The organism is bacterium (assembly GCA_035281585.1).
Taxonomy (GTDB): domain Bacteria; phylum UBA10199; class UBA10199; order DSSB01; family DSSB01; genus DATEDP01.
In genome coordinates, this window is the sequence record DATEDP010000105.1 from 1 (window position 1) to 11,862 (window position 11,862).

Annotated in this window: 12 protein-coding genes; 4 read left to right on the top strand and 8 right to left on the bottom strand. The window is 60.6% G+C overall.

The window, feature by feature from the left end; all coding sequences use genetic code 11:
* Together VJR29_08295 and lon are read right to left on the bottom strand one after the other, a co-directional pair.
* On the bottom strand, window positions 1-863 hold an 863-nt coding region (locus tag VJR29_08295; protein HKY63403.1), incomplete at its 3' end, for a sulfotransferase.
* A 43-nt stretch (window positions 864-906) separates the two neighbouring features.
* Entirely contained in the window at window positions 907-3,267 is a 2,361-nt protein-coding gene (lon, locus tag VJR29_08300) for an endopeptidase La (protein ID HKY63404.1), read from the bottom strand.
* Window positions 3,268-3,333: 66 nt separating this feature from the next.
* Here lon and VJR29_08305 point away from each other — a divergent pair, with 66 nt between their 5' ends.
* The gene (locus VJR29_08305; GenBank protein HKY63405.1) at window positions 3,334-4,116 is read left to right on the top strand and encodes an alpha/beta hydrolase; all 783 of its coding nucleotides are present in this window, start codon (window positions 3,334-3,336) and stop codon (window positions 4,114-4,116) included.
* Here VJR29_08305 and VJR29_08310 read toward each other — a convergent pair.
* Both VJR29_08310 and VJR29_08315 read right to left on the bottom strand, forming a co-directional pair.
* Window positions 4,113-4,502, bottom strand: a complete 390-nt coding sequence (locus tag VJR29_08310; GenBank protein ID HKY63406.1) for a YciI family protein — start codon at window positions 4,500-4,502, stop codon at window positions 4,113-4,115. The two genes, VJR29_08305 and VJR29_08310, sit on opposite strands and share 4 nt — an antisense overlap.
* Window positions 4,503-4,504: 2 nt before the next feature.
* Window positions 4,505-4,909 carry a VOC family protein gene (locus tag VJR29_08315; protein ID HKY63407.1) on the bottom strand — a complete coding sequence of 135 codons (405 nt, stop codon included), beginning with the start codon at window positions 4,907-4,909 and terminating at the stop codon, window positions 4,505-4,507.
* 156 nt (window positions 4,910-5,065) lie between these two features.
* On the opposite strand from VJR29_08315, the gene VJR29_08320 reads away from it, so the two are divergent.
* Entirely contained in the window at window positions 5,066-5,455 is a 390-nt protein-coding gene (locus VJR29_08320) for a VOC family protein (protein HKY63408.1), read from the top strand.
* On the opposite strand, the gene VJR29_08325 is transcribed toward VJR29_08320, so the two are convergent.
* Window positions 5,436-5,828, bottom strand: coding sequence for a DoxX family protein (locus VJR29_08325; protein HKY63409.1), 393 nt, complete (start codon window positions 5,826-5,828; stop codon window positions 5,436-5,438). The genes VJR29_08320 and VJR29_08325 overlap by 20 nt on opposite strands.
* Window positions 5,829-5,973: 145 nt before the next feature.
* Between VJR29_08325 and VJR29_08330 the strand changes: the two genes are divergently transcribed.
* Window positions 5,974-6,900, top strand: coding sequence for a HEAT repeat domain-containing protein (locus VJR29_08330; protein HKY63410.1), 927 nt, complete (start codon window positions 5,974-5,976; stop codon window positions 6,898-6,900).
* Window positions 6,901-6,957: 57 nt separating this feature from the next.
* Here VJR29_08330 and VJR29_08335 read toward each other — a convergent pair whose 3' ends face one another.
* From VJR29_08335 to VJR29_08345, 3 genes are all read right to left on the bottom strand, one after another.
* Window positions 6,958-8,079 (bottom strand): lipocalin family protein, encoded by a 1,122-nt coding sequence (locus VJR29_08335; protein HKY63411.1) that lies wholly within the window; start codon window positions 8,077-8,079, stop codon window positions 6,958-6,960.
* Between the two features lie 190 nt (window positions 8,080-8,269).
* Window positions 8,270-8,974, bottom strand: coding sequence for a response regulator transcription factor (locus VJR29_08340; protein ID HKY63412.1), 705 nt, complete (start codon window positions 8,972-8,974; stop codon window positions 8,270-8,272).
* The gene (locus VJR29_08345; protein HKY63413.1) at window positions 8,962-9,990 is read right to left on the bottom strand and encodes a PAS domain-containing protein; all 1,029 of its coding nucleotides are present in this window, start codon (window positions 9,988-9,990) and stop codon (window positions 8,962-8,964) included. The genes VJR29_08340 and VJR29_08345 overlap by 13 nt, the downstream gene beginning before the upstream one ends.
* 190 nt (window positions 9,991-10,180) lie before the next feature.
* Here VJR29_08345 and VJR29_08350 point away from each other — a divergent pair, with 190 nt between their 5' ends.
* Entirely contained in the window at window positions 10,181-11,809 is a 1,629-nt protein-coding gene (locus VJR29_08350) for a mechanosensitive ion channel family protein (GenBank protein HKY63414.1), read from the top strand.
* The last annotated feature ends 53 nt before the right edge of the window (window positions 11,810-11,862 follow it).

The following is an 11,862-nucleotide window of genomic DNA, read 5'->3' on the forward strand; positions in this document are numbered from 1 at the left end:
CGAGCCCGAAGCTCGGAGCCCAGCCGCTGGATCTGATTCTCGTTGGCCTGGCCTACGATGTGGTGGTGGAAGTCCTCGAGGTCATACCAAACCATCCGCTTGCCCTCGGCTCCCTGGACGAAGACGTGCTTGCCCTCACCGTCCATGACCGCCTTGGTTTCGAGGCGAATCTTCGGCACCTGAGCCAAGTCCAGATCGCAATGGCGATAAACCTCTTCGAGAGTCTTCCAGGGATCGGCGACCAAATCCTCATAGCGCAGGAGGCGGTAGCGGGGAATCCGTTGGGAGTCCTCGGTCATCTGCCGGGCAGCGCGCTCGTAATTAAGGGCGAAGGTTTCCAGCTCGTGGCCGCGGCGGAGGTGGCCCTCGACCACGGCCCGGGCGTCCCGGATCAAGGCCAGGAAGGTGGCGTCGGGATAGATCCGATGAAACTCATACGAGGCGAAGATCAAGCCGTTGAGATTTTTGCAAAGCAGCCGGGCGGCCTCGATCTCGGTATCGGTGTAGCGGACGTTCTCGCGGATGAATTCGTTTTGGCCTTCGCCGCGGGCCCGAAGCTTCTCGTCGTAGAGGATGCGGTCGATGCGCCGCTGGGCGGCGGGGCCGAAGGCCGGGCGCGGCCGCCAATCCCGATCCGACAGGCGATGCCCCCGCAGCGAGAGCCAGATCGGCAGGTAGCGCAGCGCCTTGCCGGCGCGGACCGCTGGACTCTCATCGGGTTTGCCCAAAAAGACCTCCTGGGTTTCGCCTCGTGGCGAGCAGACCTCGGGATGGCTTCGCAGCATGTTGAGCAGGAGGTTGGAGCCGCCGCGGGCGAAAGCGACCAGGAAAATCGGCCGTCGATTTTTGCGGGTCGCTCCCATTCGGCGGCTCTACTCCCGGAATCCGGGCGGCGACAATCGAATTTTAGGAGGCCGCGGCCCAAGCCGAAGTCGCCAGCGAGGGTTCTTTGGGCAATTCCACGCCCAAGGCGATGCGCAGCACGTCCTCGACCCGCTCGGCGAACTCGAATTGGAGTCCCTCGCGGACCTCGGTCGGAATGTCGCGCAGGTCGCGCTCGTTCTTCTTGGCGAGGATCACCCGCTCGATGCCGGCCCGGTGGGCGGCGATGACCTTTTCCTTGATGCCGCCGACCGGCGTCACCGCGCCGCGCAGCGTGATCTCGCCGGTCATGGCCAGCTTGGGATCGACCGAGCGGTTGAGCAGCAGGCTGGCCAAGGCCGTGACCATCGTCACGCCGGCCGAAGGGCCGTCCTTGGGGATGGCGCCCGCCGGTACGTGGATGTGGACGTCGCTCTTGGCGAAGTCGAAGCTCTCGGCCAAGCCGGCGAGCTTGGAGCGCACCAGGCTTAAGCCGATCTGAGCCGACTCTTTCATGACGTCGCCGAGCTGGCCGGTGAGGGTCAGGTGGCCCGAACCGGGCATCAGCTTGGCTTCGACGAAAAGGATCTCGCCGCCGAGCGGGGTCCAAGCCAAGCCGGTCACCACGCCGGGCGGGGTGTAGAGCTCGGCCACCTCATGAAAGAATTTCTCGGCGCCCAGGATCTCGTCCAATTCCTCGACTTGGACCCGCACCGGCAACTGGGCCTCCTTGGCCAAGACTTTCTCGGCCGAGGCCCGGACGAGGTTCGCGATCTTGCGCTCCAGCTCGCGGACGCCGGCCTCGCGGGTGTGGGAGCCGATCGCCTTGAGCAGGACTTCGTCGCTCAGCTCGAGCTGGGCAGGGCTTAGGCCGTGCTCCTCGAGCTGCTTCGGGACCAAGTGCTGCTTGGCGATGTGGAGCTTTTCCGGGATCGTGTAGCCGGAGAGCTGGATGGTCTCCATCCGGTCGAGCAGCGGCCCCGGGATCGACTCCAGGGTGTTGGCCGTCGCGATGAAGAAGACGTTCGAGAGGTCGAAGGGCACGTCGAGATAATGGTCGGTGAAGGCATTGTTCTGCTCCGGATCGAGCACTTCCAAGAGGGCGCTGGCCGGATCGCCGGCGAAGCCCCGCGAAAGCTTGTCGATCTCGTCGAGCATGAAGACCGGGTCCTTCACCCCGGCCCGCTTGATGCCCTCGACGATGCGGCCGGGCAGGGCGCCGATATAAGTGCGGCGGTGGCCGCGGATCTCGGCGTCGTCGCGGACGCCGCCCAGGCTGGCCCGGACGAACTTCCGGCCCAGGGCCGAGGCGATGCTCTTGCCCAGGCTGGTCTTGCCGACGCCCGGCGGTCCGACCAAGAGCAGGATCGAGCCCTTCTTCTCCTTCTTGAGCTTGAGGACCGCCAAGTGTTGGATGATCCGCTTCTTGATTTTGTCGAGGCCATAGTGGTCGCGGTCCAGCGTCTGCCTCGCGAGCTCGAGGTCGATGTCGCCGGCCGAGGCTTTCGACCAGGGCATGGCCACCAGCAAATCGAGATAGTTCCGGATGACGTGGGATTCGGGCGAGGATTCGCCGATGCTCTTGAGCCGGTTCGACTGCTCGAGGGCGATCTTCTTCACCTCCTCGGGCATGCCGGCCTCTTCGATCTTGGCCTCGTAATCCTTGTCGGCGCCGGCCTTGCCTTCGCCGAGCTCCTCCTGGATGGTCCGCAGCTGCTCGCGCAAGATGGCCTCGCGCTGCTGCTTGCCCAGCTTTTCGTTGAGCTTGCGGTTGACCTCGCTCTGCAGCTTGAGCTCTTCCTTCTGCTTGGCCAGAAGGTCGAGCAGGCTCAGGTAGCGTTGCCGCAAGGAAATCTGCTGGAGCAGCTCCTGCTTTTGGGGGAGCTCCAGCTCCAGGTGCTGGGAGGCGGTGTGGCTGAGCAGAACCGGGTCCTCGATCGCGTCGATGAAGCCGGCCAACTTCCGCAAATCGCCGGGGAAGTAGGAGAGCAGCTCCTTGGCCAAATCTTTCAAGTGCTTGACCAGGACCCGCGAAGTTCCTTCCTCCAGGTCCGGGAGGTCCTCCACGACCCGGCCATGGGCCTCGAGCAGGTCGGACGAGTCCGAAAAACTCTCGACCTCGAAGCGGGCTTGGCCGGTGACGATGGCCTGATAACCGTCCTTGCGGTTGCCGGAGAGATGGCTCAGTTTGGCCAAAGTCCCTACCTTATATAGATCGCCGCTTTCAGGGCTGTCGCTGCCCGTTTTTTGAGCGAGGACCAGGATCCAGCCCTGGCCATCGCGGGCCTGCTCGACCGCCTTGAGGCTCTTGGCGCGGCCGATGCGCATGGGCACGGCTTGGCCGGGGAACAAGACCAGGTTGCGGCTTGCTAAGACGGGAATCGCGGTATCGGGAAAAGAGACCATAGGAAGGCTCAGATGAATACGAAATTGGGGCTGTCAAGGCTGGGGCGACGGCGTTAAGCTTCCGTCATGGAAAACATTCAATCGAAGCATGTGGTCTTCGTCACCGGAGCCTTCGTCACCAATCGCGGCTGGGAACCTTGGCAAAACTATTTCGAGAGCAAGGGCTATAAGACACTGGCCCCGCCCCATCCCCACAAGGACGGCGATCCGGCCGAGCTGCGGCGGCAACATCCCCATTCGCCGATCGCCCAAAACCGCTTAGCCGCGGTGATTGACCATTATGCGGATGTGATAAGGTCTTTGCCCGAAAAGCCGATCCTGATCGGCCACTCCTTGGGCGGCTGCATCACCCAAGTCTTGGTCAATCGCGACTTGGCGGCGGCCGGCGTTGCCATCCACTCGATTCCGCCGCTCGGCGTTTTTCCCTACGAGTTTTCTTTTCTCAAGGCTGGCTGGCGGGCGCTGGGCTATTTGACCTCGACCAAGGAGGACTACTTGATGTCCTTCGAGACCTGGCAATACGCCTTCACCAATGGCATGCCGCTCGAGGAGCAAAGGAAGGCCTATGAGGCGAACGCGATCCCCGAATCGAAGCTGGTGGCCCGAGATGGCCTGACCGATGCCGCGAAGGTCGACTACGACAAGCCCCATGTACCCTTATTGCTCATCGGGGGCAGCGCCGACACGATCGCGCCGGCTCACCTCAATCGGCGCAATTTCGCCAAGTACAAGAAGAACGGCTCGGTGATCGAGTACAAGGAATTTCCCGGCAAGAATCACTTCGTGCTCGGCCTTCCGACTTGGCACGAAGAGGCCGATTACGTCTTGAATTGGCTAAATACCCACTAACGCTTACCCCGGCGCCGCTCGCTTTCCTCGACCATTCCGCTCAGGTCGGCGGCCGGCCGGATTTCGAAGGGGCCGGCTTTCACTCCGGGGTGCTCCGACATCAGCTGGATGGCGTGCTTCAGATCCTTGGCTTCGAGGATCAGGATTCCGCCGATCTGCTCCTTGGTCTCGGCGTAGGGGCCGTCGGTGACCGTGACCTTGCCGTTCTGCCAGCGCAGGGTGGCCGCGCTGCGCGGGCCTTGGAGGGCTTCGCCGCCGGCGAAGTGGCCCTTCGCCCGCAAGAGGTCGTCGTAGTTGAAGCACTCGTCGACCATTGCGTTGCGGTCTTGTTCGGACAAGGATTCGAACTTGTTCTCTTCGATATAGCCTAAGCAGACGAATTTCATATTCATTCCTTGATGAAGCTGGGGTCCATGTAAAAGGGTTCCCAAATGTGGCCGTCCGGGTCCTGAAAGGAGTGGGCATACATGAAGCCCAAATCTTCCGGCTCTCGAAAGGTTCGGCCGCCGCCGGCAAGGGCCTTGCTGACGATTTCATCGACCTGTTGGCGATTTTCGAGGCTGAGGGCGACCAGCACTTCGGTGGATTTTTTGGCGTCGCAAATTTCGTTGGGGATGAAGCCCTTGAACTTGGGCTCGGTCAAGAGCATGACGAAGATGTCGTCGGTGACGATCATGCAGGTCGCGGTTTCGTCGGTGAACTGAGGGTTGAACTTGAAGCCCAGCTTGGTGAAGAAGCTCACCGAGCGATCGAGGTTCTTGACGGGCAAATTGACGAAGATTTTGTTTGCCATCCGATTTGTCCTCCTTTTCATCCCCACGACGGGCAAGGGTCGCTGAATCGACATGAGCCGATCGGGCTGGAAATATAATCTTTCGAGAAATAAAATGTCGAGCCTAGGATCCCCGTCCGTCGTATGGCTAAATAGCCATCTCTAGAAGGAGAACTTATGGACGAAGAGTTGTTCAACAAGCACGGAGCGGTCAGCTGGACCGAGCTGACCACCAGCGATGCCGAGGCCGCCAAAAAGTTTTACGGAACCTTATTCGGTTGGACCTTTGAGCGTTTTCCCAACTCGCCGGTCGAATACGAAGTCGCCAGCGTCGGCGGCCGCAAATTCGGCGGTCTTTTCAAGCCGCCGCCGAGCTGCGGGCCGATGCCGACGGCCTGGATGAGCTATGTGACGGTGGAGAACGTCGACGAAACGGCGAAGAACGCCAAGGAGCTGGGCGGCAAAATTTTGGCCGGGCCCCAAGACATCCCCGACGTCGGCCGTTTTTGCGTCATTCAAGATCCGCAAGGCGCCGTTTTGGCGGCCATCACTTATCGGCCGATGTAGCGGCAAGGCGCAGCGGCAGAACCTGCCGGAGCCGCGGCTCCCGCAGATAGATGCCCAGCCAGATCACGACGCCCAGACCGATCGGCATCAAGATCGGCTCGCTGAGCCGCAGATGAGTGAGGATGGCGCCGCCGAGGTAGCCGGTGAGCAATAGGGCTCCCAAAACCGCGGTTTTGGGGATGAGGTAGAGCACCAGGCAGATCAACTCGACCACGCCCAGCGGGAAGAGCAGGGGAGCAGGCAGTTGCAGATGCCCCATCCCCTCGACCGCCTTCGGGTGAGCGATGAGCTTCATCACCGCGCTCATGGCGAAGAGGGGGGCGATCAGGGCGGAGAGGATTCTTCCGGTCCATACCATTTTATTGCTGCTCATAGGCCTCCTTTAAGGTCTTGATGTCGATTGGGTTCGAACATTAGCACGACGGACCAGGAGGGCCAATTCGACAAAAATATTGATTGCGGTTTTGCTCCCCGGGGCGGATCATTTTTGCTTCATCGCCTGAATCAGGGGGAGGGTTATGCCGTTTGCCAAAACGCCGGTCCGCGCCTTGGGCGGAATCATGATTTTGACTTTCGCGCTTCTTCAGGGGGCCGTCGCCAAGGAGCCGCCTAAAATTCCGGACACCGAGCCGGAAAAGCGGGCCTGGCAAATCATCGACGAAGCCATGGCCAACAAGGATGCCGACAAGCGCTACGAAATTGTGGTCGCGGCCAGCTTGGGCGGTCCCCACCAAAAAGTCTTCGACTTCCTGACCAAGGCCTTGGAGGACAAAAAAGTCGAGGTCCGCACCGCGGCCTGCGCCAGCCTGGCCTCGCTCAAGAACCCCGGGGCGATTCCGGCGCTCAAGAAAGCCTTGGCCGACCCGGTTCCCGAGGTATTTTTCTGCGCGGCCCAGGCTCTCTGGATGCTGGGCGATCCCGCCGGCGAGCAAGTGCTTTTGGAGGTCTTGGAGAAGGAGAAGGGGACGAGCTCCGGCTTTCTCACCGCTCATCAAAGGCAGGCCCTGGCCACTTTCAACAGCAAGAAGCGTTTCTTTTTGACGATGTTCCATTTGGGCATCCGCTTCGCTCCGGTTCCCGGCCTCGCCATGGGTTATTCGACGATGACCCAGTTGATGGCCGACCACAAGGCCAACGGCCAGTCGATGGCGGCCTTGGCTTTCGCCCATGGCAAGGACCCCGCTTCCCTCCAGGCCTTGCGCGGAGCCTTGAAGGACAAGAGCCCGGTCGTTCGAGCCGCGGCGGTCCATTCGCTGGCGATGCGCAACGACCCTTCGGTGAAGGAGGACTTGATTCCGCTGTTCGAGGACAAGGCCGTTCGGGTTCAAGACATGGCGGCCGTCGCTTATCTCCGCTTGAACTTCGTCGAGCAGCAACAGCGGCAGGCCCAAGCCGCCGCCGATTCCACTCCCGCTCCCACGACCAAAAAGAAATCCGCCAAATAAAAAGACCGCCCCCTTTCGAGGGCGGTCGCTCCTAACGGCCCTATAGCCGCGCTCGCTCTAAACCGGATTGGGGGGGCCGCCGATCCAATCTTGGATTTCGGCGGTTCCGGAGACCGGCTGGCCATCGACCGTTCCTTCGACCGTCGCCGCTCCGTTGTAGAATGAATGAAAGAGTCCCAAGGTGTTGAACACTTCTTGATTCGGCAACAGCGGGGTCAGGGTCAGATAAGTGTTGCGGGAGGGGATGTCGGCGTGGAAGACCGTCGGATATTCGGTCCCGGTCACCGGGCTGATGAAGCTCCCCTCGGTGGTCATCTCGAAGTCGTCGCCGGTCAGCTCTTCATAGCCGCAGAAGGGCGGCGCGAAGGCGTAGGTGCCGGTCTCGATCACCTGCTCGCCGGTTTGCCGCATGGTGATGTCGTAGAGCATGATCTCCTCGCCGTTATCGAGGCGGATCGCGTACCAGAACATCTTGAGGTCGCCCTGCTCGGCGACCGGCATCTGCCGTTCGGACCAGCCTTCGCCGACGACCAGCTTGGTCTTGCCGCCGTCGGTGACCTTGCCGACGACCGCGGCCCGGGCCCGGCTGTAATAGTAATTGCTCCCGACGTCGTTGCCGGTGCTGGGATCGATGTAGGGCAGGAAGCCGTCGCCGCCGTGGTAGATCGGGTCCTTCAGGTTGAAGAAGGTGACGTCGAACTTGAGGTCGTCGATCTCATGGGTGACCCGGTAATCGCCGGCATAGCCTTTAGCCGTCGGGGCATTGTGAGAAATGGGAGTGTCGGCCAGGCGGATGTCGAGGTAGCCGTCCTCGGTCGGCACGTAGGGGATGCCGAAGGTGGCCCAGGTTTGGTTGTGATAGCTTCCGCCGTCGACGTCAGTGATATTGCCGAAGACCACCAGGACGTCGAAGGGCAGGTATAGATAGAGGAAGCCGAAAGCGTAGTCATGGCCGGCCAAGGTCTGGACGTGGGCGTTCCAGGCCCAAGCGTCGACCGGGAAGCCGGGCGTTCCGGCTTTCGGCGAATCGTCCTCCGGCAGGTTGACGTCGACGCCGGCCGGCGGCTGGTGATTGGTGAGACACAAGTTCAGAAAGTCGCTGCCGAACGCCGAGCCGCCGTTCAGCATCAAGGTTCCGATTCCGCCCGCGATCCAATATTTCCATTTTGAGATGCTCATTTTGAGCCTCCTTCTCGAGGATTGTGGAAAAAATTTTTGATCCGTCGACTCGGTGCGACAAGAAGGGTTTTTTCTGACAAAGGACCGGTAGCCGGGTGGGGAAAATGGCTATTTTCTGGGGAAATTGAAGATTTTTTTGGTGAGAGGGTCAGAGCCCATCGAATATGTCAGGGCAAACCCTACAAATGACTCAGCGGCTGGAATCGGCGCCGCCGTGCTTGGCGATCCAAAAGGTGGCCGAGCGCAGCAGCTCGTTGACGTTGCGGATGTGCAGCTTGGTCTTGAGCCGGGCGCAGTAGGTCTCGACCGTCTTGACGCTCAGGCCGAGGTTCATCGCCATCTCCCGGGTATTCTGGCCCTCGCCGAGCAGCTGGAAGATCTGCAATTCGCGGTTGCTCATTTTCTGGATGCCGCGAAGCCCTTTGGATCCGCCGAGCGGCACCACTTGGGAGCTCGCGCTTTCGGTGAGAAGGGGGCTAATGTAAACTTTTCCCTCGAGCAGCGAGCGGACCGCTTCGAGGATGGCCGGGGCGGCTTCGCGCTTGTGAAGATAGCCTTCGGCTCCGGCGTCCAGCGCCCGCTGGGCCAGGAAAAACTCCTTCTCCGAGGAATAGACCAAGATCGGAAGGCCGGGATGCTCGCTGCGGATTTCCTCGATCAAAGCGAAGCTGGCGCTGCCGCGGAGCAGGAGCTCGAGGATGACGAGGTTGGGCTTGGTCCGCCGGACCAAATTCGGGACTTGGGCCGGGCTTTCGGCTTCGCCGCAAACCTGGAGGTCCTCGGTCCGTTTGAAGAGCTCGGTCAAGCCGCTGCGGACGATGGGAAACTCGTCGACCAGGAGTATCCGCTTTTTCGCTTTTTTCTTGGAGGAGACCTGTTTCTTCAATAGCGACATTGGACCAGCGTTCCTCTCTTGTTCGGATGGCGTTGGATGCGAAGCCTTCCGCCCAACAGCTTGGCCCGGTATTCCATGAAGCTGATTCCGAAACCGCGGTCGGCCGATTTCTCGCTGAATCCGACCCCGTCGTCCCAGATCGTCAGCCGGTGGCCCTTTTCGGGATCGCTGTCCAAGTAGATTTTAATGTGGCGGGGCTTGCCGTGGCGAACGGCATTGTCCACCGCCTCTTCGATGATCCGGTAAAGATGGAGGTTTCTTTCGGAATTCATCGCCCTCGCCGCCGAGCTGAAGTGGCAGGTGACCTCGACGCCGTAACGCTCCTGGGTCCGCTCGGCGAGGTCTTGGACGACCAAGGCGAAGTCTTCGTCGATCAAGAGGGCCGGAAACAGCGATTGGGAAATTTCCTTGGTTCGAAAGGCCAATTGATGGAGCCCGGCGCTGATCTCGGAGGCGACCTTGGCCGCCGGGCGGGTCGGACCGGCTCGGAGCTTTCGCTCCAGGACCATCGCCTTCAGGGCCAAGCCGTTCAGGCTTTGGCAGAGGTCCTCTTGCAGGCCTTTGCTCAGCCGCAGTCTTTCCCGGTCGCTCACTTCGAGGACTTGCCGCTCCAAGCCGATCTGGCGCTGCTTAAGCTGCTCCTCCTCGTGTTTCTGTTCCGAAATGTCCACCACCGAACCGATGTAGCCGAGGAATTGGCCGTCGCCGTCGAAGCGGGGGAAGCTGATGTCGAGCATCCAGGCATAATGGCCCTCGGGCCGCCGGGATCGATATTCCTGGCGATAAAATCCGAATTTGGGTTGGGATTGGAGATCGGCTTGGCTGTCTTGGACCTTCTTCAAGTCGTCGGGATGAACCAGCTTCTGCCAGCCGTTGTCCAGCAGATCGATGTCGCCGGCGAATTCCCGGAGCGATTCATTGCAGTAGATGCAGCGATGCTCCTCATTGGTCATCCAGATCATGACTTGAGGCGCGCGAAGGGTTTCAGGCAATGGAACTTCGAGGCTATTGGTCATGGCTCTCACCCGGCGAGCGAATCGCCCATAAGGGTATTGAAATCACGAATCTTTGGCAAGAGCGAGCCTTCTCTTGTGCGTCTTTTTGCTGGGGACAGGGGTGGCTTTACTCGAGCGCTTGAAAATAAGCAATATGATTGGACTTCAAAAACCTCGCGCGGCGATAATCGAGGGAGGATCTTTGCGGAGCATGAACAGCCCTTCCATTCTGAAAATTCTCGCGATGCTGGGATCGCTGATTCTCTTGCTTTCGGCCGCGCCAGCGGCCTGGGGCCAAGCCGGCGATCAGGGCAAGGACTGGGCGCCGGTCATCATCGACGGCGAGATTCTATTCCACGTGGGTGGGATCGAAGCCTATCCGGCCAAACGCCGGGCCGGAGAAATTCGCGACCGCATCGTCGGCTTGGCCCAAGACCCCGGCTTCTCACCGGAGGTCTTGTCGATTCAAGAAGGCGCCGAGTCGACTAAGGTCATGGCCGGCGACCGTGTTCTCTTCACGGTTTTCGAGCTGGATGCCAAGCGTCAAGAGGTGACCCGGGAGGCGGCGGCCCGGGCCGCCGTGGTCAAAGTTCAGGAGGCCATCCGCGAATACCGGCGGTACCGCCAGCCCGAAACTTTGAAGCAAGGAATGTTCTTCGCGGCCGGCGCGGCGACCGTCTTGATTCTGCTGGCCTTCCTGGTCCATCGGCTTTTCACCGGGCTTCGCAAAAGGCTCAAGCGGCGCTCGGCTTCGCAGATTCAGTCCTTCAAGATCGGCTCGCTGGAAGTCCTCCGCGCCGAGCGGATCCTGCGGATCTTGACCTTCACGACTCAGATCCTGCAGTTTCTGATTCTCCTTGTCCTTTTATACCTCTTTTTCGAAATGGTCCTGGTTCGTTTTCCCTCGACCCGGGGCTTGGCCGGCCGGCTCTTGGACTGGGTGCTGAATCCCCTCGCCTCGATCGGGAATTCGATCGTCGCCTACCTGCCCGATTTCTTTTTCCTGGTGGTCATCGTCCTACTGGGTATTTTCTCGCTTCGGGTCATCCGGCTGTTCTTTACGGGAGTGGAGCAGGGCAGCGTCGAGCTTCCGGGCTTCGATCCGGAATGGGCCAAGCCGACCTTCAACCTGGTGCGAATCTTCGCGATCGCCTTCCTCTTGGTCGTCGCTTATCCTTATATTCCGGGCTCCGATTCCGAGGCCTTTAAGGGAGTCTCGATATTTCTCGGCTTGCTGGTATCCTTGGGATCCTCCTCGATCGTCTCCAATCTCATCGCGGGCTACAGCATGGTTTACCGCGGCACCTTCAAAGTCGGAGACCGGATTCAAATCGGCGAGCATACCGGCGACGTCACCGCCTGCCGGCTTTTGACCACTCAGCTTAGGACCGTGAAAAACGAGCGGGTCGTCGTGCCCAATTCCCTGATCTTGGGGACCAGCGTCGTCAACTACAGCGCTTTGGCCAAGGAACGGGGTTTGATCCTCCACAGCCAGGTCGGCATCGGCTACGAGGTGCCCTGGCGGCAAGTCGAGGCCATGCTGCTCCAGGCCGCCGAGCGGACCCCCGGCCTCTTGAAGGAGCCCCCGCCCTTCGTGCATCAAAAAGCCCTCGGCGATTTCGCGGTCCACTACGAGATCAATGCCTATTGCCAAGAGCCGCAGCGCATGGCTCAACTTTATTCGGCCCTCCATCGCAACATCCTCGATGCCTTCAACGAGCATGGGGTCCAGATCATGACGCCGGCCTACGAGGGCGATCCCGAGGCGCCGAAAGTCGTGCCGAAGGACCGGTGGTATCAGGCGCCGGCCGAAGCTTCCAAGCCCGATCCCTCGAAGTGAAATATTCTGTCGATTTCCCGACACTCGCCCGTCGTCCGGGTGAAGACCGAGAA

Bases quoted from the DNA above. Each gene is read 5' to 3' on its own strand.
- VJR29_08345 (HKY63413.1), bottom strand. From the start codon at position 9,990: ATGACCAATAGCCTCGAAGTTCCATTGCCTGAAACCCTTCGCGCGCCT.
- lon (HKY63404.1), bottom strand. From the start codon at position 3,267: ATGGTCTCTTTTCCCGATACCGCGATTCCCGTCTTAGCAAGCCGCAAC.
- VJR29_08315 (HKY63407.1), bottom strand. From the start codon at position 4,909: ATGGCAAACAAAATCTTCGTCAATTTGCCCGTCAAGAACCTCGATCGC.
- VJR29_08310 (HKY63406.1), bottom strand. From the start codon at position 4,502: ATGAAATTCGTCTGCTTAGGCTATATCGAAGAGAACAAGTTCGAATCC.
- VJR29_08305 (HKY63405.1), top strand. From the start codon at position 3,334: ATGGAAAACATTCAATCGAAGCATGTGGTCTTCGTCACCGGAGCCTTC.
- VJR29_08340 (HKY63412.1), bottom strand. From the start codon at position 8,974: ATGTCGCTATTGAAGAAACAGGTCTCCTCCAAGAAAAAAGCGAAAAAG.
- VJR29_08330 (HKY63410.1), top strand. From the start codon at position 5,974: ATGCCGTTTGCCAAAACGCCGGTCCGCGCCTTGGGCGGAATCATGATT.
- VJR29_08325 (HKY63409.1), bottom strand. From the start codon at position 5,828: ATGAGCAGCAATAAAATGGTATGGACCGGAAGAATCCTCTCCGCCCTG.
- VJR29_08350 (HKY63414.1), top strand. From the start codon at position 10,181: ATGAACAGCCCTTCCATTCTGAAAATTCTCGCGATGCTGGGATCGCTG.
- VJR29_08320 (HKY63408.1), top strand. From the start codon at position 5,066: ATGGACGAAGAGTTGTTCAACAAGCACGGAGCGGTCAGCTGGACCGAG.
- VJR29_08335 (HKY63411.1), bottom strand. From the start codon at position 8,079: ATGAGCATCTCAAAATGGAAATATTGGATCGCGGGCGGAATCGGAACC.